Origin of the sequence: Streptomyces roseirectus (assembly GCF_014489635.1) — a bacterium.
GTDB lineage: Bacteria > Actinomycetota > Actinomycetes > Streptomycetales > Streptomycetaceae > Streptomyces > Streptomyces roseirectus.
Genome location: NZ_CP060828.1, coordinates 290,359 through 311,045 on the forward strand (window position 1 = coordinate 290,359; position 20,687 = coordinate 311,045).

Annotated in this window: 19 protein-coding genes and 1 pseudogene; 13 read left to right on the forward strand and 7 right to left on the reverse strand. The window is 70.8% G+C overall.

The window, feature by feature from the left end:
• Nucleotides 1-43: 43 nt before the first annotated feature.
• Nucleotides 44-331 carry a hypothetical protein gene (locus IAG44_RS43125; protein ID WP_246561354.1) on the forward strand — a complete coding sequence of 96 codons (288 nt, stop codon included), beginning with the start codon at nt 44-46 and terminating at the stop codon, nt 329-331.
• Between the two features lie 118 nt (nt 332-449).
• Here IAG44_RS43125 and IAG44_RS44655 read toward each other — a convergent pair whose 3' ends face one another.
• The 3 genes from IAG44_RS44655 to IAG44_RS01050 all read right to left on the reverse strand — a co-directional run bounded on the left by IAG44_RS44655 (nt 450) and on the right by IAG44_RS01050 (nt 2,845).
• Nucleotides 450-590 (reverse strand): hypothetical protein, encoded by a 141-nt coding sequence (locus IAG44_RS44655; protein WP_187745230.1) that lies wholly within the window; start codon nt 588-590, stop codon nt 450-452.
• A 131-nt stretch (nt 591-721) separates the two neighbouring features.
• Nucleotides 722-1,291, reverse strand: coding sequence for a TetR/AcrR family transcriptional regulator (locus IAG44_RS01045; protein ID WP_187745231.1), 570 nt, complete (start codon nt 1,289-1,291; stop codon nt 722-724).
• A 126-nt stretch (nt 1,292-1,417) separates the two neighbouring features.
• A complete protein-coding gene (locus IAG44_RS01050) occupies nt 1,418-2,845 on the reverse strand; it encodes an MFS transporter (RefSeq protein WP_187752440.1) in 1,428 nt (475 codons plus the stop codon).
• Nucleotides 2,846-3,181: 336 nt separating this feature from the next.
• On the opposite strand from IAG44_RS01050, the gene IAG44_RS01055 reads away from it, so the two are divergent.
• From IAG44_RS01055 to IAG44_RS43130, 6 genes and pseudogenes are all read left to right on the forward strand, one after another.
• Nucleotides 3,182-3,922 (forward strand): dienelactone hydrolase family protein, encoded by a 741-nt coding sequence (locus IAG44_RS01055; protein WP_187745232.1) that lies wholly within the window; start codon nt 3,182-3,184, stop codon nt 3,920-3,922.
• 191 nt (nt 3,923-4,113) lie between these two features.
• Complete coding sequence (locus tag IAG44_RS01060) at nt 4,114-4,791, forward strand: SDR family NAD(P)-dependent oxidoreductase (protein WP_187745233.1); 678 nt, start codon at nt 4,114-4,116, stop codon at nt 4,789-4,791.
• Nucleotides 4,792-5,554: 763 nt separating this feature from the next.
• Nucleotides 5,555-7,219, forward strand: coding sequence for a BCCT family transporter (locus tag IAG44_RS01065; protein WP_187745234.1), 1,665 nt, complete (start codon nt 5,555-5,557; stop codon nt 7,217-7,219).
• A gap of 136 nt (nt 7,220-7,355) precedes the next feature.
• Complete coding sequence (locus IAG44_RS01070; RefSeq protein ID WP_187745235.1) at nt 7,356-7,790, forward strand: MarR family winged helix-turn-helix transcriptional regulator; 435 nt, start codon at nt 7,356-7,358, stop codon at nt 7,788-7,790.
• Nucleotides 7,791-7,892: 102 nt separating this feature from the next.
• A pseudogene (locus IAG44_RS01075) lies at nt 7,893-9,449 on the forward strand (MFS transporter); the annotation flags it as partial.
• Nucleotides 9,450-9,455: 6 nt separating this feature from the next.
• Entirely contained in the window at nt 9,456-10,223 is a 768-nt protein-coding gene (locus IAG44_RS43130; protein ID WP_246563477.1) for an MSCRAMM family protein, read from the forward strand.
• A 48-nt stretch (nt 10,224-10,271) separates the two neighbouring features.
• Here the strand turns inward: IAG44_RS43130 and IAG44_RS01080 are convergent, their stop codons facing one another.
• Nucleotides 10,272-10,967, reverse strand: a complete 696-nt coding sequence (locus IAG44_RS01080; protein ID WP_187745237.1) for an SDR family NAD(P)-dependent oxidoreductase — start codon at nt 10,965-10,967, stop codon at nt 10,272-10,274.
• Between the two features lie 102 nt (nt 10,968-11,069).
• On the opposite strand from IAG44_RS01080, the gene IAG44_RS01085 reads away from it, so the two are divergent.
• From IAG44_RS01085 to IAG44_RS01100, 4 genes are all read left to right on the forward strand, one after another.
• Nucleotides 11,070-11,915, forward strand: coding sequence for a helix-turn-helix transcriptional regulator (locus tag IAG44_RS01085; protein ID WP_187745238.1), 846 nt, complete (start codon nt 11,070-11,072; stop codon nt 11,913-11,915).
• Between the two features lie 130 nt (nt 11,916-12,045).
• A complete protein-coding gene (locus IAG44_RS01090; protein ID WP_187745239.1) occupies nt 12,046-12,954 on the forward strand; it encodes an FG-GAP repeat domain-containing protein in 909 nt (302 codons plus the stop codon).
• An 81-nt stretch (nt 12,955-13,035) separates the two neighbouring features.
• Nucleotides 13,036-13,530, forward strand: a complete 495-nt coding sequence (locus tag IAG44_RS01095) for a hypothetical protein (protein WP_187745240.1) — start codon at nt 13,036-13,038, stop codon at nt 13,528-13,530.
• 159 nt (nt 13,531-13,689) lie between these two features.
• Nucleotides 13,690-14,730 carry an SGNH/GDSL hydrolase family protein gene (locus IAG44_RS01100; RefSeq protein ID WP_187745241.1) on the forward strand — a complete coding sequence of 347 codons (1,041 nt, stop codon included), beginning with the start codon at nt 13,690-13,692 and terminating at the stop codon, nt 14,728-14,730.
• 40 nt (nt 14,731-14,770) lie between these two features.
• On the opposite strand, the gene IAG44_RS01105 is transcribed toward IAG44_RS01100, so the two are convergent.
• The 3 genes from IAG44_RS01105 to IAG44_RS01115 are packed head-to-tail and all read right to left on the reverse strand — an operon-like array spanning nt 14,771 to nt 18,197.
• Complete coding sequence (locus IAG44_RS01105) at nt 14,771-15,259, reverse strand: glutathione peroxidase (protein WP_187745242.1); 489 nt, start codon at nt 15,257-15,259, stop codon at nt 14,771-14,773.
• A gap of 35 nt (nt 15,260-15,294) precedes the next feature.
• The gene (locus IAG44_RS01110; protein WP_187745243.1) at nt 15,295-16,494 is read right to left on the reverse strand and encodes a DegT/DnrJ/EryC1/StrS family aminotransferase; all 1,200 of its coding nucleotides are present in this window, start codon (nt 16,492-16,494) and stop codon (nt 15,295-15,297) included.
• Nucleotides 16,491-18,197, reverse strand: a complete 1,707-nt coding sequence (locus IAG44_RS01115) for a carbamoyltransferase family protein (RefSeq protein ID WP_187745244.1) — start codon at nt 18,195-18,197, stop codon at nt 16,491-16,493. Before IAG44_RS01115 ends, IAG44_RS01110 begins: the two co-directional genes overlap by 4 nt.
• Nucleotides 18,198-18,470: 273 nt before the next feature.
• Here IAG44_RS01115 and IAG44_RS01120 point away from each other — a divergent pair, with 273 nt between their 5' ends.
• Together IAG44_RS01120 and IAG44_RS01125 are read left to right on the forward strand one after the other, a co-directional pair.
• Nucleotides 18,471-19,589, forward strand: a complete 1,119-nt coding sequence (locus IAG44_RS01120; protein ID WP_187745245.1) for a radical SAM protein — start codon at nt 18,471-18,473, stop codon at nt 19,587-19,589.
• 35 nt (nt 19,590-19,624) lie between these two features.
• On the forward strand, nt 19,625-20,686 hold the full coding sequence (locus tag IAG44_RS01125; RefSeq protein ID WP_187745246.1) for a methyltransferase: 1,062 nt from the start codon (nt 19,625-19,627) through the stop codon (nt 20,684-20,686).
• Nucleotide 20,687 lies beyond the last annotated feature (1 nt).

The window sequence follows — 20,687 nt, forward strand, 5'->3', positions numbered from 1 at the left end:
CATCGGCCGGCACCTCGGCCACCAGGCCCACGTCGCCCACTTCATGATCCGCAACCTCACGGCCGCCGAGCCCAGCCCGGACCCGGAGCTGGACGGGCTGATGGACTCGGCGAACCCGGAGAGGTTCCGGGGCGCGCTGCCGACCGTCGAACGGCTGACCGCGTTCCGGGACACGGTCGCCGAACGCGTCCACGCCCGGATCGGCGACATCGCCGCCGGCCGGGTCGGCGCGCCCGCCCAACTGGCCGTCGTCGGCGTCCACTTGCCGACCGCGCTCATCAACCACGAGTACCAGCACGAAATGGGGTCTCCCCTGCTCGAACGCAGTTGAGAGCTTGGGGACGGATCGGAGAGGTGCGGGCCGACAGCCTCGGGCACGCGCTGCCGCCCGACCCTGCCTCCGACCGGCTCGATCTACGCCGTGTCGACGGCTACCTCGTTCTCAACCCCTACACCTGACGGGGTCTCAGCAGGTCCCACTTCGCCGGCCAGAAGGCCGTCGCGATCAGGTCGATATGGGCGCTCCAGGCGGTCGCCGCGACGCCGTCGTCCGCGTACTCGATGGCGAAGGCCGGGCTGCACGCGCTCACCCAGCACCTCGCGATGGAACTCACGCCGCACGGGCACCCCCGACGACGTCGCCGCCACCGTCGCCTTCCTCCTGTCCGACCGCACGGCCTGGGTCACGGGCACGGTGTGGGACGCCGGCCGCGGTGAGCCGTCAGGCCACGCCCGCCGCGTCGAGGAGGAGGGTCACGGTGGGGGTGATGAGGCCGGTGAGGTCGTCGGCGCCGATGCCGGCGCGGGCGCTGGCGCCGTCGAAGACGAGCATGAGCTGGCGTGCCAGCAGGGCGGGGTCGTTCGCGCCGCCCCGCTGGGCCTCCGTCCGCAGGAAGCCTGTGAGGTTGGATTTGATGCGGCGGGCCGCCTGGCTCGCGGGGTGGTTCTCGTCCTTCAGCTCGATCTGGACGGACAGGTAGCGGCAGCCCAGGAACTCGGGGGCGCCGGCCTGTGCCTCGACCTGTTCGAAGACGTGCAGGATGCGCCGGCGGGGCGCGCGGGGGTCGTCCGGCACGGGCAGGAGCGACGTCACGAACGTCTCGGCGCGCTGTTCGAGGCTCGCCGCGAGGAGGTCGTCCTTGCTGTCGAAGAGCTGGTACATGGAGCGTTTCGAGACGCCGGCCGCTTTGCAGAGCGCGTCGATGCCGATGCCGACTCCCTGCCGGTAGGTGAGTGTGGCCGCGGCCTCCAGGAGGCGTTCTCTGGGGGTGGGCTTCACTTCTGTGCTCATTCCGTGAGGGTAACTCGATCCAGGAGGATTGCAAACCGATCGGTTTCCGCAGGGTTCGGAAGGGGCCGGTGAGGCGGACGGTGACGCGGCGGGGCCCCTCGCTCGCGGAAGGGCCCCGTCCACGCGTCAGTGGGCGATGACAGGCTCACCCTCCGACGGCGCCAGCGGCCTGTTCGGCATCAGGAACACCATGAGCGCCGCGCCGACGGCGAAGATCCCGGCACCCCACGCCAGGGTCGCGGTGTAGCTCTCGACACCGGCGCGCGCGGCGGTCAGCGGGCCGGGCTCGTGCGAGGAGAGGTAGTCGGTGGCGGCCGAGGAGGCGACGGTGGTCAGCAGCGCCGTGCTGATCGAACCGCCCACCTGCTGACTGGTGTTGATGAGCGCCGACGCGACCCCCGTGTCCTCGTGGTGCACCCCGGCGGTCGCGCCCTGGAACGCGGTGGTCATCACCCCGCCGAGCCCGAGGCCCAGCAGGACCAGGCCGGGCATGATGTCGACGGCGTACTCGCTGCCCAGGTCGAGCCGGTTCAGCAGGACCATGCCGGTCGCGGCGACCAGGAAGCTCACGGTGACGACGGCCTTCGGGCCGACCCTGGGCAGCACCAGCGACGGCGTCGTGGTCGACGCCAGGACGATGCCCGCGACCATCGGCAGGAACGCGAGACCGGTCTTGATCGGCGAGTAGCCGAGGCTGGCCTCCAGGTAGTAGGTCAGGAACAGGAAGATCGAGAACATCCCCATCCCGACGACGAACACCGCGAGGAACGAGGCGCCCCGCGTCCGGTGCAGCACGAGCCGCAGCGGCAGCAGCGGGTGCGCGACCTTCGCCTCCACCCACACGAACACCCCGAGCAGCATCACGCCGCCGACCATGAAGCCGAGGGCGACCGGGTCCGTCCAGCTCGTGGACTCGACGTGCGCGAAGCCGTAGACGATCGCGAACAGCGCGGCACTGACCACGGCCGTGCCCGGGACGTCGATCCTGGGCCGCTCGGTGATCGCGGGCTTGGCCAGCAGCAGCACCGCGCCGGCCAGGGCGACGGCCGCGAAGGCGACGTTCACGTACATCACCCAGCGCCACGACGCCCACTCGGTGAGCATGCCGCCGAGCAGCAGCCCGATCGCGCCGCCCGCACCGCCGAGCGCGCTGAACACGCCGAACGCCTTCGCCCGCTCGGACGGCTCGGTGAAGGTCACGCTGAGCAGCGAGAGCGCCGCCGGCGCGAGCAGCGCGGCGAACAGGCCCTGGGCCACGCGGGCGCCGACGAGGACTTCGAAGTTGGTGGCCGCGCCGCCGACGACGGACGCCGCCGCGAAGCCGATCAGGCCGGTCACGAAGGTGGTCCGGCGTCCGAACAGGTCGCCCAGCCGGCCGCCGAGCAGCAGCAGGCTGCCGAACGCCAGGGCGTATCCGGTGATGACCCACTGCCGGCTGCCGTCGCTGAACCCGAGGTCGTGCTGGGCCGCCGGGAGCGCGATGTTCACGACGGTCGCGTCCAGCGTGACCATGAGCTGGGCCACGCCCAGCACGGCGAGCACCCACCAGCGCATGGCGTGTGAGCCGCGCAGGCCCGAGTCTTCTGTCCCGGAGGCGAGGGCCTCGCGGTCGAGGGTGGAAGTCACTGTTTCCCTTGTCGCTGTGCGTGGACCGGATCCCGCCGGCAGGCTGGCCGACTGACGGAAACCGATCGGTTTCCACCTAGAGAAACAGATCGGTTTCCTCGACGCAAGTCGCCGCCGCTGCTACCGCCTGGGCGGCCGTGCGAGAAAACGAGGAGGTGGTACCCGTGAACGTTTCGACATGGGTGCTCTCCTCCGGGGTCACGGTCGGGCGACGGGTCGTCCGGGAGCGCCGTTCCAGCGCACTCCCTTCCGGAAGGCACGACCATGCCCCTTCACTTCACCACCGAACAGCGCCTTGACGACGGCGTCCTCGAACGCGGCTTCTCCCTCGACGGGATCCCCGGCATCCTCTGGACGCCCGCACCCTCGTCCGCGCCGGCGCCGCTGATCCTCCTCGGCCACCCCCCGCTCGGGCTGCCGGCGATGCACCCCCGCCTGGCGGCGCGCGCCCGACTGGCCGCCGCGGACGGCTTCGCCTCGGCCACCATCGAGCTGCCCGGCAGCGGCGAACGGCCCCGCCTGGACGCCGTCGACCAGGCACGTTCCGCGCTGCGCCGGGCCCTGGCGGCCGGCGAACCCGTCAGCGACGAGATCATCGACGCCCTCGTCCTGCCGCTCGTCGACAAGGCCGTCCCGGAGTGGCGGGCCACCCTCGACGCCCTCCTGACGCTCCCCGAGATCACCGGCCCCGTCGGCTACTCGGGCGGCGTGATCTCCATCGGCGTGCGCCTCGCGGCGGTCGAGCCGCGCGTCGTGGCCGCCGTGCTCTACGCCGGGAGCTACATCCCCCGCGCCATCGTCGAGGAGGCCCGCACGGTCGGCATCCCGCTGCACGTCCTGCTCCAGTGGGACGACGAGGGCAACGACCGGCAGGCGGCCCTGGAACTGTTCGACGCCTTCGGCTCCCGGGAGAAGTGCCTGAACGCCAACATGGGCGGGCACACGGGCGTCCCGGCGCACGCGGGGGAGGCGGCGGGGCGGTTCCTGGCGCGCCATATGAGGTAGGGGGTCGCGCCGGTCCCGCGTAGTCGTCGGGGCCGGCGCTGCCCGGCCGTCAGCACCTCAGCAATCGGAACGCCCTATCCAGTTTCAGTGGTACGGTGGCCACAGCGAACCGGACAGGGCTATCCAGATACACCAACCGGATAGACCTTTCCGCATCCTGCTCCATCCAGGCACCCCCCGAAAGGCCCCCCATGCCCACCATCGCCATCATCGGAGCCGGCCCCCAGCTCGGCCGGGCCATCGCCCGCACCTTCGGCACCCAGGGCTTCGACGTCGCCCTGATCTCCCGCAGCCGCGCCAACCTCGACGCCCTCGTGAGCGGCCTGGCCGAGGAGGGCATCACCGCGGCCGGATTCCCCGCGGACGTCATGGACCGCGACGCACTCACCCAGGCCCTGAAGGCCGCCGCCGACAAGTTCGGCGGGATCGACGTCCTGGAGTACTCCCCCGTGGGCACGTCCGGCTCGACCGCGCTGACCACCCCCACCGAGACGGAGCCGGAACACGTCCAGGTCCAGATGGAGTTCCAGCTGTACGGCGCCATAGCCGCGACCAAGGCGGTCCTGCCGGCGATACGGGACGCCGGCGCGGGCACGCTCCTCTACACGACCGGCGCCGGCTCGATCGACCCCGTTCCGCAGGTCGGCAACGTGAACGCGGCGGCAGCGGCGCTGCGCAACTGGGCGGTCAACCTGCACAAGGAGCTGGCGGGTACGGGCGTCCAGGCCGCGCACGTCGGCATCGACGTGTCGATCGGCACCCCGGCGGTTCCCGGCTTCCCGACAGCCCAGCCGCACGAGATCTCCCCGGTCTACTGGGACCTCCACACCACCAAGCGCGACCTGGCGGAACTGGTCTTCGGGGTCTGAGCCGTTCCACTTCGGGGGCGTGGGCGGCCAGGCTCACGCCCCCGATGCCGCACTGATGGACGACCGCCGGTGGGTTCGCCTCAGATTGCCCGAAGGAGGTAACTGGTGCTGAGTCCACTGGTGGAGCAGACGACGGTGCTTGAGGTCGCGGTGTAAGTGAAGCCCCGTGGGACGGTGCAGGCCCATAGTCCTGTCCTGGGCTGCACTACGTTGTAGAGCGGGGCAAAGCCGCTGGTGGAGCAGGTCGTGGTGTTCGTGACCGAGGTGTAGGTATAGCCGGGCGGAACCGTACAGGACAGGTAGGCGGCGGACACGTCCGACGAAGGCGAGGCCGACGCTTCAGTCGCCGCAGGGAGCACGAACCCACAGGCCAGAGCGGCAACTGCCACCATGGCCCCGCGCAGCCGGGTCATCTGTAACCTCATCTGTTCTCCCTCCCGATGGCCGTCTCCGTGGCGGACGGCTACCAGGAAGAGCCTCCTTCACAGCAGGCACTCATGTCTTCGTCATCTCCAGTGAAAACCCCGCTTCACGGGGTATGACGTTTCACTCAGATTGACAAACGGCACGTACGCGATGCCGCACCGCCGCGCGGAGGGCGGCCAGGGCCGCGAACCGTTCGGCGAGGGGGTGAACTCCCTTTCCCCTGCCAGGAAATACGTGGTGCTCCGAGGGTTGACGGGGTGGGTGAGGGGCGGGAGCCTGTTTCGCATTGTGGAGAGGGTTTCGCTATGTGAGTGGTGCGGGCCGGAAAGGACGATGTATGACGAGGACGACGACGGCCGAGGAGAGTGTGCTGCGAAAACGGGGCGGAGAGGTGAGCGGGACGGATCCCGTCGTGTTCGGGGTGGCCGCCGCACTCACGCTCGCGTTCGTTGTGGTGGGGGCCGTGTCCACCAGAACGATGGAGCGGGTGTCCGGGGACATGCTCGGCGGGCTGATCGACAACGCGGGATGGGCGTTCGTGCTCACCGCGTCGGGGTTCGTGGTGTTCGCGCTGTGGCTGGCGGCGAGCAAATACGGACGGATCACGCTGGGCGCGGAGAACGAGCGGCCGGAGTTCCGGACCGTGTCGTGGATCGCGATGATGTTCAGCGCGGGGATGGGCATCGGCCTGATGTTCTACGGCGTCAGCGAACCCCTCTCCCACTTCGACTCACCCCCGCCCGGCACCTCCCCGGCGGACCGGGCGCAGGCCGTCGAGACCGCCATGGCGATGACGCTGTTCCACTGGACGCTGCACCCGTGGGCGATCTACGCGGTCGTCGGCCTCGCCATCGCCTACAGCACCTTCCGGCGCGGCCGGCGCCAGCTCATCAGCGCCGTGTTCACCCCGCTCATCGGCGCACGCCGGGCCGAGGGTTGGCAGGGGAAGGTCATCGACATCCTCGCCGTCTTCGCGACCCTCTTCGGTTCGGCGGCCTCCCTCGGGCTCGGCGCGCTGCAGATCCGCAGCGGGATCACCGAACTGGGGTGGATGGACAGCGTCGGGACCGGACTGCTGGTCGCGGTGATCGCGGTGCTGACCGTCGCGTTCGTGGCGTCGGCCGTCTCGGGGATCGCGCGTGGCATCCAGTGGCTGTCGAACATCAACATGGTGCTGGCGCTGGGCCTCGCGCTGTTCCTGTTCGTCGCCGGGCCGACCGTGTTCGTCCTCGATCTGCTGCCGACGTCGATCGGCGCGTACCTCGGGGACCTGCCGCAGATGGCGGGGCGGACGCAGGCGTCCAGCGGTGAGGGCGTGTCGCAGTGGCTGTCCGGGTGGACGATCTTCTACTGGGCGTGGTGGATCTCGTGGGCGCCGTTCGTGGGGATGTTCATCGCGCGCATCAGCCGCGGGCGGACGATCCGTCAGTTCGTCGGCGGGGTCATCCTGGTGCCGAGCACGGTCAGCCTGCTGTGGTTCGCGGTGTTCGGCGGTTCGGCGCTCAGGCTGCGCGAACAGGGGCGGCTCGGGGACGCGACGACGCCGGAGAGCCGGCTCTTCGGGGTGCTCCAGCAGTATCCGGCGGCCACGCTGACCTGCGTCGTCGTGATGGTGCTCGTCGGGATCTTCTTCGTCTCCGGCGCCGATGCCGCGTCCATCGTCATGGGGACGCTCTCGCAGCGGGGTTCGCTGGAGCCGGGGCAGGCCGTGGTCGTGTTCTGGGGTGTGCTGACCGGTGCGGTCGCCGCCGTGATGCTGCTGGTCGGCGGGGGTGGCGGGGACGCGCTCACCGGGTTGCAGAACCTGACCATCCTGGCGGCGGCGCCGTTCACGCTGGTGATGGTCGGGCTGTGCGTCGCCCTCACCCGCGATCTGCGGCACGACCCGCTGATCGTGCGGGGGCGCCGGGGCGAGAAGGCCATCGACACGGCCGTCATCGCGGGGCACGAACGCTACGACGGCGACTTCGAGCTGCGGATCGGGCCGCCGTCCTCGCCCTGAGACACCGTCGGACCCGCAGCAGCGGCGTCCAGGGCGTACATCAATAGGTATGTTGACATAGGTGTCTCGCCATAGCTAATCTGCCCGGGTGTCCGGAATCAGCGGGGCTCCCACAAGCCCGAGCAGCGTCGACCGTGTGGCCGAGGGCCTTGCGGGATGTCTGCCTGTGCTGGACCGGGCCGTGAAGGCGCACCTTGAGGGGCGGCTGCCGTTCCCGAGGCTGCCCGAACGGCAGTTGGCGTTGCTTCAGCACGTCGCCGGGCATGACGGGGTGACGGTGCAGAGCGCGGCGGACGCGCTCGGGATGATCCCGAACAACGTCAGCGCGCTGGTGACGCGGCTGACCACGGCGGGGCTGCTGGAACGGCGGCAGGACGAGGCCGACAAACGGGTGGCGCACCTGCGGGTGACCACCGAGGCCCGCCGGCGGATCGCCGAGGTGGACGGACTCGTCACGCGGCGGATCTCGGCCGCGCTGCACACCCTCACCGAGGGCGAACTGGGCGCCCTCGGTTCGGCGCTCGGCGCCCTCGTCGCACTCGGCGAAGCGCTGCGCGACCGCGCGCTCTGAATCGCCCGCCCCACCTTCCGCACGCCCCCAACCGGCGTGCCCCTCCCCCATGTTCACGCGGCGCCCTCGCACGCGCCGCTACGTCCTGAGGACTCCTCACCCATGTCTGTCTCCGCTGTCTCCACAGCACCCGCGCCGCCCGCCCGGGACCTGCGCGCCAACCCCTGGCTGACGCTGGTCGCCGTCGCGTTCGGCCTGTTCATGGTCGGTCTCGACGGCTCCGTCGTGTCGATCGCCAACGCCGAGATCGCCCGCGATCTCCAGGCCGACACCGCCGAGTTGCAGTGGGTCACCAACTCCTACCTCCTCGCCCTCGCCGCGACCCTGATCCTCGGCGGCAAGCTCGGTGACCGGCTCGGGCGCCGCACGCTGTACCTGGTCGGCGTCGTCGGGTTCACGGCGGCGTCCGTCGCGATCGGGCTCGTCGGCTCGATCGAGGGCGTCATCGCCTTCCGTGCCGTGCAGGGGCTGTTCGGGGCGATGCTGATGCCGAACACGCTCGCGCTGCTGCGGGCGGTGTTCCCGCCGAGGAAGTTCGGGATGGCCGTCGGGATCTGGGCGATGATCTCGTCCGTGTCCACCGCGCTCGGCCCGATCGTGGGCGGCCTCCTCGTCGAGCACGTCAACTGGGAGTCCGTGTTCTACATCAACGCCCCGATCGGGGTGATCGCGCTCGTGTTCGGCCTGGTCGTGCTGCCGCAGTCCCGCAACGACGCCGCCGCCGGCGAGCGGTTCGACGTCCCCGGTGTGGTGCTGCTCGCGGGCGGTCTGCTGGCGGTCGTGTTCGGGGTCGTCAAGGGCGAGACCTGGGGCTGGACCTCGGGCGGGACGCTCGGGGCGATCGGCGGCGGGATCGTCGTCCTCGTCCTGTTCGGGTGGTACGAGACGCGGGTCGCGCATCCGCTGCTGCCGATGCGGCTGTTCCGCAGTCCGGCGCTGACCGTCGGGGTGTTCGTCACCGCGCTGAACTTCTTCATCCTGCTCGGGGTGATCTTCTTCGTGATGCTGTACCTGCAGAATGTGCGGGGGTTCACGCCCGTCGAGTCGGGGGTGCGGACGCTGCCGCTGAGCATCGCCTCGATGCTGGCGTCGCCGCTCGGGGCGAAGCTCACCGAGCGGTTCGGGCCGCGGCTGACGATGCCGCTGGGGATGGTGCTCCAGGCGGGTGCCGCGTTCACGATGCTGGCGTGGAGCGCCGACTCGTCGTACGCCACGATGTGGCCGCCGTTCATCGCGCTCGGCCTCGGGGTCGGCATGGTGATGTCGGCGTCGTCCGACGCGATCGTGGGGAACGCGCCCGTGCGGGACGGCGGCGTGGCCGGTGGGCTCCAGGCGACATCGCTGCAGGTGGGCGGGGCGCTCGGGACGTCCGTCCTGGTGTCGATCATCAGCAGCCGGGTCGGGTCCACGCTCACCGGGAAGCTCACCGACGCGGGAGTCCCGCACGAGGTCGCGGACCGGCTCGGCGAGGCGAAGGACGCGGTGGCGATGGGCGTCGCGCCCGTGTCGGACACGATGCCGGGGCAGCTCAAGGCGGCTGTCGTGGAGGGCAGTCACGACGCGTTCATGGCCGGGGTGCACACCTCCGCCGTGGTGACCGGCGTCCTCGCGCTGTTCGGTGCGCTCCTCGCCGTGACGGTGCTGCGGGGGCGGACGGCCGTCGAGGTGGCGGCGCCGGCCGGGCTCGGTGTCACCGGGTACGTCCGGGGCGACGGGGACGTCCCGGTCGCCGGTGCCGCCGTCACGCTGATCTCGCTCGGCGGGCGTCAGGTGGGGCGGGTGGTCTCCGGGGACGACGGCGCCTACCGGGTGGAGGTGCCCGGCGCCGGGAGTTATGTGCTGGTCGCCTCCGCCGAGGGGTGCGCGCCGCAGGCGTCGACCGTGGTGGTCGGCGCGGAGCCGGTGACCTGCGATGTGCTCCTCGCCGGGACGAGCGCGCTGGCCGGGACGGTCCGGGCGGACGGCGGTGCGGTCGAGGGGGCGATGGTCGTGACGGCCGACGTGCGTGGCGAGGTGATCGCGGCCGGGGTGACCGGGGCCGACGGCGGGTTCGGGTTCACCGACCTCGTGCCGGGGCCGGTGACCGTCGCGGTGAGCGCGGAAGGGTACCGGCCGGTCGCGGTCCCGGTGGACATCGCCGTCCACGGCGTCACCCGGGCCGAGGTCGAACTGACCGCCGGAGCGCGGCTGCACGGTGTGGTCACGGCGTCGGGGCGGGCCCTGCACGACGCCCGGGTGACCCTGCTCGACCCGGCCGGCAACGTCGTCGCCTCGGCCGTCACCGACACGGACGGCGGGTACGCGTTCGCCGACCTCGACGGCGGGCGGTACACGCTCACGGCGGCCGGGTATCCGCCGGCGGTCGGGCAGGTGCGCGTGGGCGGGGCCGGGGTCGACGGGTACGACATCGAACTGTCGCACCCGGAGTCGTAGGAGGCGGGGCGGCCCCTCTGCGTCGAGGGCCGCCCCGCGTTCAGGGGTTCACCAGGCCAGCTCGCCGTGCCGGTCGCGGAAGGTTCCGGTCGGTCCGTCCGGACCGATGGTGGCGAGCGCGACGATCGCGTCGGTGCCCTCGGTGACGGTCTGCGGGCCACTGTGCCCGTTGAAGTCGGTCGCGGTGTAGCCCGGGTCGGCCGCGTTCACCTTCACGTCCGGCCAGGACTTCGCGTACTGCGTGGTCAGCATGGTCACCGCGGCCTTCGACGCCGTGTAGAGCGGCGCGAGGTTGCGCGACTCGACGCGCTCGGCGTCGTGGGTGACCGCGAACGACCCCATCCCGCTCGACACATTGACGATGACGGGGTGCGCGGACTTGCGCAGCAGCGGCAGGAACGCGTGCGTGACACGGACGACGCCCACGACATTGACGTCGAACACCTCGCCGGCGTCGGCGGCCGTGATCCGGTCGGCGGGGCTGTGCGTCCCGAAGACGCCGGCGTTGTTGATCAGGACGTCGATGCCGCCCTCGCTCGCCTCGACGTGGGCGGCGGCCGCGGCCACCGACGCGTCGTCGGTGACGTCGATCTGGACGAAACGGGCCCCGAGCGCGTCGGCGGCCGCCCGGCCGCGCTCCGGGTCGCGCGCGCCGATGAGGACGGTGTGCCCGGCCTCGATCAGGCGGCGGGCGGTCTCGTATCCGAGGGACTTGTTGGCTCCGGTGATGAAGGTGATCGTCATGCGTCCACCCTCGGCCCGCGGCGAGGGGACAACCAGTGCTCCGGGTGACGGTAGGACGGCCAGTACCAGGCACGACGAGGGCCCGGCGGAGACAATGGCCGGGTGGACGAGACCCTGGGCACGGCGCTGCACCGCTGGCGCGACCGGCTTTCTCCCGCCGACGTCGGACTGGCCTCGCGGCCCGGCCGGCGTGCGGTGGGGCTGCGCCGCGAGGAACTGGCCGAACTCGCGGGGCTGTCCGTCGACTACGTGGTCCGTCTGGAGCAGGGGCGCGCCACGAGCCCTTCGGCGCAGGTCGTCGCGAGCCTGGCCAGGGCACTGCAGTTGCAGCCCCTGGAGCGCGATCACGCCTACCGGCTGGCCGGCCTGCTGCCTCCACCGGAGGGGACGGTCTCCACGCACGTTCCGGCCGGGGTCCAGCGGATGCTGGCCCGCCTCGGGGAGTTCCCCGTCGGCGTGTTCAGCGCCGACTGGACCATGCTGTCCTGGACCCCCGGCTGGTCGGTCCTGATGGGCGACCCCGGCACACGGACACCCAAGGAACGCAACCTGGCGCGGGCGGTCTTCGCCGCAGGACCCACCGGGCTCGCGTCCTGGCCGGTGCTCCAGGAGGACGACTCCCTGAAACCCGCCCTCGTCGCCGACCTGCGCACCGCCCTCGTCGGCTACCCGCGCGACCACGGCCTGGCCGGCCTCGTCGAGGAGCTGCGGTCCACCAGCGCGGAGTTCGCCCGCCTGTGGGACGAAGGCGCGGTCGGGCCGCACGTCTCGGCCCGCAAGACCGTCGTGCACCCCCAGGTGGGTGAGGTGGTCTGCGACTGCGACGTGCTCACCGTCCCCGGCTGCGACATCCGCCTCGTCGTCTACACGGTGGCCGCGGGCTCCGCCGACGCGGAGAAGCTGGAGTTCCTGCGGGTCACCAACGGCGCTCACACCTCAAGGGCCTAGTCGCGGACACCGAACGGCCCTTCCCCGGGCCGGAGTTGCGTGTCAGTTGCGTGTTAGTTGCCTGGCCGCGCGCGCCTCGTCGCTGTCACCGTGCTGAGGCGTGCCATCCCTTCAGCAGAAAGAAGGAGACATGGACTACAAACGATCCGCAGCCGGGCTGCCGCGCCGGATGCTGGCGCGATTACTGTGCTGCGTCGCGGCAGGTGCGCTCCTGGTACTCCTGGGCACCCCCGCGCACGCGGCGATCGCCGACAAGCGCAACGACTACAACAGTGACGGCATCAGCGACATCGCCGGCGTCAACGGAACCTCGGGCTGTCTGTACCGCTGGCTCGGCAACGGCAGCGGCGGATTCGCCGCCGGGGTCCAGCTCGGCTGCGGCTGGGGGCCGTACCAGCAGTCGCTGTCCGGCCCCGGTGACCTCAACGGCGACGGCGTCGGGGACCTGGTCGCCGTCAACTCCGCCAGCAACTGCCTGTACCGCTGGTACGGCAACGGCAGCGGCGGATTCGGCGCCGGCACGCAGATCGGCTGCGGCTGGGCCCCGTACATCGCCTCGCTGGCCGGAGCGGGCGATCTGAACAACGACGGTGACGGGGACCTCGTCGCCGTCAACTCCGGCAACGGCTGTCTGTACCGCTGGCTCGGCAACGGCAGCGGGGGATTCGGCGCAGGCACGCAGATCGGCTGCGGCTGGGCACCGTACTCGGGCTATGTGAGCGGCGGCGGTGACATCAACGGCGACGGGAACGCCGATCTGGTCGCCATCAACTCCGGCAACGACTGCCTGTACCGCTGGTACGGCAACGGCGGCGGCGGGTTCGGCGCCGGTGCGCAGATCGGCTGCGGCTGGGCGCCGTACCAGTTGGCGAGCAGCTTCAGCGGTATGGGGAACATCGGCGGTGGCACCGCGGGGGACATCGTGGCCATCAACTCCGGCAACGGCTGCCTGTACCGCTGGCTCGGCAACGGCAGTGGCGGATACGGCGCGGGTACGCAGATCGGCTGCGGCTGGGCGCCTTACTGGCTCGCCGCCTGACCTCTTCACGGTCCGCCGGTCACCCGGCCGGCGGACCGCTCCGACCGCACGGCATCACCGACACAAACGGAGGCTTCATCAATGAGTACCGTCACCCGTCGTGCCGCCACGGTGGCCACGGGGTTCCTCCTCTCCCTGGTCACCGCGCTGGCCACGACCACCACCGCCTCTCCCGCCACGGCCGCGGCGGCGGCCTGCCCGGGACCGGGCGCCCGCGTCAAGGCGACGTCACCGTCCGTCTTCCTCGTGGACCCGGAAGGCTTTCTGCGCCACATCCCCAACGCGACGGTCTACAACCGGCTGTACGCCGGCTGGAGCGGCATCACCACGCTCACCGACAGCGCTCTCCACAGTTGCTGGCCGTACGACTATCCGGAGCAGTACCCGCTCACCGACGCGTACTTGGTGAAGACCAGCGGCAGTTCCAAGGTCTACATCTACGACTGGGGACGGGGCGGCTACCGCTGGATCGTCAACGCGTCCACGTTCGAGGACAAGTACCACTTCTCCTGGGCGGACGTCAGGACCCAGGTGCTCGACCCGGATTCCCTCCTTCCCTCCTGGCCCTGGGACTAGCGGCCGCGAAGATCCGGCCAATGAGGACGATCAGGTGGCGGTGGGCTGTTTCAGCGGACAGGGTGGGGTGACGGAACGGGCAGTTTTGACAGGGAGTGTGTTCCGTCCCTGGTGCCTTGTTCCGGCGTCCGGACGTCTTCCACTGACCCTGGAGTAGTCATGCGACACGCTGTCTCCCGCCCGCGCACCCGGGCCCTGGCCGTCGGACTCGCGCTCGCGGCGGCCACGCTCTTACCTTCTGGTTCCGCCGGGGCTGCGGACGAGTACGAGTGGGCCGCGCTCGGCGACTCGTTCACCGCCGGTGTCTTCGTCGGCGATCCGCAGCCCCCGCTGGGGGATCCGACGCAGGACGGCTGTGCCCGGACCAGCGGCTCCTACCCCAGCGTGGTCGCACGGGGGCTCGCCGCGTCCCCGCCGGGCAAGCAGGTCCGTCTGACGAACGTCGGCTGCAGCAGCGCCGTCATCGCGAACGTCGCCAAGGTGAAGCAGACGCCGATCAGCCCGCTGGAGACCCCGCCCGGCGGCTGGCCCGCGGTGGACACGCAGATCGAGCGGGCCGGGCTCGACGCCGGGACCGATGTCGTCACCGTCGCCATCGGCGGCAACAGCCTGCCCTTCGGCGACATCTTCCCCAAGTGTCTGGAGGGCTCGGTCGAGCAGTCGTGCCGCGAGTACTTCACCAACCCGCCGGCGGGGGTGGAGAGCATCCGTGAGCGGCTGGCCCGCGTGCACCGCGAGTACGTCGAGATGCTGGCCGCGGTGCACCGGGCCGCGCCCAACGCCAAGGTGATCAACATCGGCTACCCGGCGATCATGCCGGCCGACTCCCGCGCCTGTGACATCGGGTCCCAGACGGAACTCGGCGCGACCACCCACGCCGACATCGACTGGCTCCGTGACGGCGTCCTCAAGCCGCTGAACAGGACGCTCCAGCGGGCCTCGGCGTCCTTCGGCGACCGTTACGTCGACGTCTACCCCTCCAGCGAGGCCCACGACGTCTGTCAGCCCGAGGGCACCAAGTGGATGGAGGGGATCTGCGGTGACGCCGGGGACTACTGGCCCACCACGTTCCCCGGCACCGACGTGGACTGCGCCCCCATCGGCAAGCACGCCACGATGATCCACCCCAACGCCGCGGGCCACGCCAACACGGCGATCCACGTGGAGCGCGCGGTCCGCGCCGCCCTGCGCCACGCCTGACCCACCGCCCCCGGCGCCGAAGCCCGGCGCGCCGCTGTGCTCAGCCCGGCAGCAGCGCCTCGATACGGGCGACGACGTCGGGGGCGTCCGGCTTGACGCGGGACCCGATGCGGTGGACGACCGTGCCGCCGGGCGAGACGAGGAACTTCTCGAAGTTCCACTCGACGTCCCCGGCCACCCCGCGTTCGTCGGGGGCGGCGGTGAGGATCGTGTAGAGCGGGTGCCGGCGGGCACCGTTGACGTCCACCTTCTCGAAGAGGGGGAAGGTGACGTCGTACGTGGCCGAGCAGAACTCCTGGATCTCCTCGGCGGTGCCCGGTTCCTGCTGCCCGAACTGGTTGCAGGGGAAGCCCAGGACGGTGAACCCGCGGGGTCCGTAGCGCCGGTGCAGTTGTTCGAGCGCCGCGTACTGCGGGGTTCGCCCGCACTGCGAGGCCACGTTCACCACGAGGAGGACCTGGTCCCGGTAGGGGCTCAGGTCACCGGGCTTTCCGGCGAGTGTGCGGACGGGTATGTCGTACAGGGACATGGCGGCGCGTCGCTCCCCTTGTGTCGGTGGACCGTTCAGCCGTTTCCGGTGACGTCCTGGTGGCTCTTGCGGAGGGCGGTGACGACGGCGTCGACGTCCTCGTCGGTCATGGCGGCGCCCAGGCCGATGGTGACGGAGCGGCCGAGCAGTGCCTCGCTGGTCCGCAGGCGCGGGGGACGTTCCCACTCCACGCCCCAGGGTGTCCGGCCCTCGCGTACGGCGCGGTTGGCGGTGACCGGCTGCCCCTGGTAGAGGGTGTGCGCGGGGATGCCGGCGGCGTTCAGGTCGGCGACGAGGGCGCGTGCCTGGAGGCGGGAGTCGAGGAACAGGGTGAGGTCGCCGCCCGATCCCTCCTCGTCCGGCAGTCTGCGCCAGCGGATCGGCAGGTCGGCGGTGGCGGCGCGCACCTGCCGGGCCACGTCCCGCAGGCGCCGGCACATGGGGGCCAGCCGGGGGAGCTGCGCGGACAGGACGGCCGCGGTGAGTTCGGTCATGCGCTGGTTGACGCCGACGAACGGCGGGCTGTCGCCGGTGCCCCGGGTGGCGCCCTTGGAGGTGGTGAACTGGCCGCCCTGGTCCTGGTAGCGGGCGACCCGGTCGTACACGTCGGCGTCGGCGGTGGTGACCGCGCCGCCCTCGCCGGCGGTGATGTTCTTGTCGAGCTGGAAGCTGAACGCGCCCGCGTCGCCGAGGCCGCCGACGGGCCGCCCCCGGTAGTGGACGCCGGCGGCCTGGGCCGCGTCCTCGATCACCCGCAAGCCGTGCCGCCGGGCGACCTCCAGGATGGGGTCCATGTCCGCGGCGGCGTTGCCCAGGTGCACCGGCATGACGCCCCAGGTCCGCTCGGTGACGCGCTCTTCCAGCAGCGCGGGGTCCAGGGTCAGGGTGTCGTCGATCTCGGCGAAGACGGGGATGCCGCGGGCGGCGACGACGGCGCCGACGCTGCCGACGAAGGTCACGGCGGGCACGATCACCTCGGCGCCGGCCGGTATCCCGAGGCCGATCATCGCGGCGGTGAGGGCGGCGGTGCCGGACGACACGGCGACGGTGTGCGGGACTCCGGCCGTCTCGGCGAACGCCGTCTCGAACAGGTCGGTTCGGTGGCGCAGGTCCGGCCCGTAGTAGCGGAACAGGGACCGTGACCGGATCACCTCCAGGGCGGCGGCCTCCTCTTCCTCGCCCCACAGCGCGAGGGCCCGCCAGGTCTCGTACCGCATCCCCTGCTCGCCCGTCACGCGCCGGCCTCCGTCACCGTGTCGAGGTCCGTCGCGCTGTGCGCCACCAGGAAGTCCTCCAGGAAGAGGTAGTCGAGTTTGCTCGGTCCGAAGAAGGCCAGCGCCTGTTCGGGGGTCTCCACGATCGGCTCGCCGCGGTCGTTGAAGGAGGTGTTGAGCACCACGGGTACGGAGGTGAGTTCGCCGAAGCGTTCCACCAGGTCGTAGAAGGCGCCGTTCGCCTCCGGTGTCAGGGTCTGGACCCGCGCTGTTCCGTCGACGTGGGTGATGGCGGGGACTTCCTGGCGTCTGTTGTCGCGTACGGGTGCGACGAGCAGCATGTACGGCGACTCGATGTCGAGGTCGAAGTACTCGGCGGCCCGGTGGGCGAGGACGGCGGGGGCGAACGGGCGGAACGCCTCGCGGTGCTTGACCTTGCTGTTGAGGATGTCCTTCATCTCGGCGCGGCGGGGGTCGGCGAGGATGCTGCGGTGGCCGAGGGCGCGCGGCCCGAACTCGGAGCCGCCGGTGAACCAGCCGATGAGGGCGCCCTGCGGCAGGAGTCCCGCGGCCAGCCGGGCGGGGTGTTCCACGCGCCGGTGGGGCAGGCCCGAGGCGTCGAGGGCGCGCTGGATCTCCTCGGTGGTGTAGGGGCGGCCGAGGTAGGTGTGGTGCTGTGGCCGGGGGGCGGTGCGCGGGGCCTTGGGGCCGCGTGGGCGCGGCTGTTCGCCGAGGACGTGGTGGCCGTAGTAGGCGCAGCCGACGGCGCAGCCGTTGTCGCCGGCGGCGGGCTGGGCGAAGACGTCGGTGAACGGGGTGTCGCGCAGGATCTTGCCGTTGGCGACCGAGTTGAGGACGACACCGCCGGCCAGGCACAGGCGGGTGAGGCCGGTCTCGCGGTGCAGCCAGTGGGCGGCGTGCAGGACGGCGGTCTCCAGCAGGTCCTGGGCGGCCCAGGCGAGGTCGGCGCCGCGCGCGAAGCGCTCGTCCCCCTCGTATCCGTCCAGGGCGTGTTCGACGAAGTCCAGCAGGCCGCCGTCCTTCAGGTGCAGGGTGAACCGGCCCTGGGGCAGCAGGTCGAGGTGGCGGCGGAACTCGGCCCGGTAGCGGTCGGTCCCGTAGGGGGCCAGGCCCATGGTCTTGCCGTCCTCGGTCAGGTACCAGGGGCCCTCCTCGTAGAGGGTGAAGCCGATGGCCCTGCTGACGGCCTTGTACATGAAGCCGAGGGAGTGGTCGCTGTCGCCGGCCTGGTAGACGCGGGCCTCGCGCAGGCCGTCGGTGCTCCAGTTGGTGCCGTACACCTTGGAGATCTCGGTGATCTCTGTTCCGTTGCCGACGGACAGGGTCATGGTCTCGACGCCCTGGCCCTCGAAGAGGCTGCCGGCCCCGTCGACCACGAGGACGGCGGCCTCGGGGAAGGGCGAGGGGAGGAAGGCGCTGGCGGCGTGCGCCATGTGGTGGCGGATGAGGGTCGTCCTGCTGCGGAACGGGAAGTAGCAGCTGGGCAGCAGGGTGTCGTCCGCGACGATCGCGTCCACGTCGGCGATGCGGACGCCGTGTGTCGTCAGGCAGTATCGCCAGCACTGGTTCGCCAGTGAATTCACATTGACTGCGTATTTGCGGCGGGTCAGCCGCTCCTCTTCAATACCGACGGCGATCTCGCCGTTCTCGACGAGACAGGCAGAGAAGTCGTGGTTGGAACCGCCGAGCCCCAGAGCGAGCATACTGCCGTCCTTACTCCCGTTGCAGGTCTGCGGATTTGGCGAGTACGTGATGTGTCACGCTACCCGGTCGCAACGAGTCAGTCAGCAGGCGAGTATGAGCCATCCTCAGGCCGGATCGAGTCGAGTTCCGGTCGAACGGCAACGCCCTCAGCAGGCTTCATTGCCCCTGTCTTCGGGGTGAAGTTAGGATCGTCGCCCAACGGAAGAGTCGTGCGTGAATACCACCTGGGTGCGGTGATAGGCATGGCACTGAAGAGTCATTATCGCGATGCGATGTTCGCGCATCGCGACGGGCAGAACCGTCTCAAACTCCTGATGAACGACATGGTCATCGAGGAGCAGCTGTGCCAGATGCGGTGCTCCTACTGCCTCACCGAGGACTTCAACCTCCTGATGGCGGTCCCGGACGCCCGGCTGCGCCTGACCACCGACCGGCGGGCGGACTGGCACGAGATCCTGGACGCCTATCACCGTCAGGTGGACAGCCCCATCATGCGCCTGAGCGGCGGCGAGTTCTTCTGGCTGAAAGGCTCCACCGAGTTCGTCGCGGAGTGCAGCGAGAAGTACGAGGTCGTGCAGGTCATCACCAACGGCGCCTTCCTGACGCCGCCCCGCCTTGAGGCGCTGGCCGCGCTGGGCAACGTCCAACTGTGCCTCTCCCTCGACGGCCACACGCTGGAGCTGAACGGCCACCGGCTGCCGCCCAAGCAGCACCGGCTCTTCGACGTCATCATGCGCCACCTGGACCACGCGGTGGAGCTGGGCATCCCCATCGAGATCCAGTCGGTGATCAGCGACCTCAACGCGACCGCCCAGGCGGACTTCGCCGAGTTCCTGCTGACCCGGTACGGGCGCGGTGTGATGCTCTACTTCTTCCCGGTGCGCGGCGAGACCAGGACCACCCACGCACCGCCCCTCGGCGACCATTTCGCGCCACTTCTGGAGCGGTACGACGAACTGTCGGCGGTGCTTCCCCCGCGGGCTTTCGTGGAACACATCGGGAATCAACTGCGCACCGGCGTCCGTACTCTGCGGTGTTATGCGACGGCCACCATGGTGCAGCTCTTCGGACAGGGAGACGTCTCCTGCTGCCCGTACGCCTGGCTCAAACCCATGGGCAACATAAAGCGGGAACCCGAGCTCATCCACGAACAGTTCGGGAAACACCAGCACTACGACATGTTCATGCAGCCCCGGCCGCGTTTCCCGTATTGCAAGAGCTGCACCGGACCGATCGACGTGGTCAATCTCTACCTGTTCGGCAACATCTCCGAGCAGGAAATCGCGCGCTGTGCCCCGTACGCCGGACCCCGTGCTCTGGAACGGCTACGAGAATTGAAATCGGCGTTCACTCCGGTCTTCGAACCGGCCGAGGAGCCGTCACCCCGCTGAGGTCACGAGGAGCCGTAATGATTTCCGTGGACGGGATGTCCGACGACGATTTCGCGCAGGCCGGTCTGAAGCGGCTTCTCACACTCCCGCAGCACGATCTGCTGACGCTCGCCGGGGACTGGCTCGGTGAGCTGGCGCCGTGGCGCAACCCCGAGACCCTGGCGGCGATCTCCACCACCCTCGCCGCCGAGTCCGTCCTGTCCGCCCTGTTCGTCTTCGGGGAGCAGGTCGCGGAGTCCGACGTCCGCGCCGAGGTCCCCGGCCCCCTGCTCGACCTGCTGCTGCGCACCCGGGTGCTCCACGAGGAGTCGGGGAAGCTGTCGGCCGCCTACTGTCTGGTGCGCGGAGACGGCATGTCGCTGCTGGCGGCCTGGCGGGCGGCGGGCCGCGACACCGGCTCGTACGCGCCCTGGGTCGGCACCGACTCGATGACGCTCTCCCGGCTGGTGTCGGCGCGCCGCGGCGCGCGGTCGACCCTGGACCTGGGGTGCGGCACCGGCATCCTCGGGCTGTCGGCGGCCCGCAACGGCGCCGAGGTGCTGTCGGTCGACGTCAACCCGGAGTGCACGGCCGCCGCGACGGTCAACGCCCACATCAACGGGCTGGCGGACCGGCTGACCGCCGTCGAGGGCGACATCATGTCCCTGGCGCTGGACTCCCGGTTCGACCTGGTCGTCTCCAACCCGCCCTGTCTCCCGCTGCGCCGCGGCTCGCTCGGCTGGCTGGCCGGCGAAGCGGGGCTGGACGGCCTGGAGTTCTTCTGGGAACTCCTGCGCCAGACGCCCGCGCTCCTCACCCGGGAGGGCGAGGCGCTGCTGCAGGCCGCGGCCTACGGCGACGAGCGCGGGCCGTTCTTCATCGCGGAGCTGGAGGCCGAACTGCGGCGCCTGGGGGTCTTCGGACGGCTGCTGCTGCGACCCTCCACTCCCCCGCGCTGGCCGGCGTTCGCGCCCCGCGACGAGAATCAGCAGCTCACCGGCCCGCTCGGCGACGAGGTCCGGGAGTACGTGACCCGGATCGGCGCCACCCACTACTACGGGTTCGTCCTGTCGGTGCGGTGCGACGGCGAGGGCCTGGCGGTGGGCCGCTTCCGGTGAC

Coding starts and splice junctions, on each gene's coding strand:
- IAG44_RS43125 (WP_246561354.1), top strand. CDS start 44: ATGATCCGCAACCTCACGGCCGCCGAGCCCAGCCCGGACCCGGAGCTG.
- IAG44_RS01045 (WP_187745231.1), bottom strand. CDS start 1,291: ATGAGCACAGAAGTGAAGCCCACCCCCAGAGAACGCCTCCTGGAGGCC.
- IAG44_RS01050 (WP_187752440.1), bottom strand. CDS start 2,845: ATGCGCTGGTGGGTGCTCGCCGTGCTGGGCGTGGCCCAGCTCATGGTC.
- IAG44_RS01055 (WP_187745232.1), top strand. CDS start 3,182: ATGCCCCTTCACTTCACCACCGAACAGCGCCTTGACGACGGCGTCCTC.
- IAG44_RS01060 (WP_187745233.1), top strand. CDS start 4,114: ATGCCCACCATCGCCATCATCGGAGCCGGCCCCCAGCTCGGCCGGGCC.
- IAG44_RS01065 (WP_187745234.1), top strand. CDS start 5,555: ATGACGAGGACGACGACGGCCGAGGAGAGTGTGCTGCGAAAACGGGGC.
- IAG44_RS01080 (WP_187745237.1), bottom strand. CDS start 10,967: ATGACGATCACCTTCATCACCGGAGCCAACAAGTCCCTCGGATACGAG.
- IAG44_RS01090 (WP_187745239.1), top strand. CDS start 12,046: ATGGACTACAAACGATCCGCAGCCGGGCTGCCGCGCCGGATGCTGGCG.
- IAG44_RS01095 (WP_187745240.1), top strand. CDS start 13,036: ATGAGTACCGTCACCCGTCGTGCCGCCACGGTGGCCACGGGGTTCCTC.
- IAG44_RS01100 (WP_187745241.1), top strand. CDS start 13,690: ATGCGACACGCTGTCTCCCGCCCGCGCACCCGGGCCCTGGCCGTCGGA.
- IAG44_RS01105 (WP_187745242.1), bottom strand. CDS start 15,259: ATGTCCCTGTACGACATACCCGTCCGCACACTCGCCGGAAAGCCCGGT.
- IAG44_RS01115 (WP_187745244.1), bottom strand. CDS start 18,197: ATGCTCGCTCTGGGGCTCGGCGGTTCCAACCACGACTTCTCTGCCTGT.
- IAG44_RS01120 (WP_187745245.1), top strand. CDS start 18,471: ATGTTCGCGCATCGCGACGGGCAGAACCGTCTCAAACTCCTGATGAAC.
- IAG44_RS01125 (WP_187745246.1), top strand. CDS start 19,625: ATGTCCGACGACGATTTCGCGCAGGCCGGTCTGAAGCGGCTTCTCACA.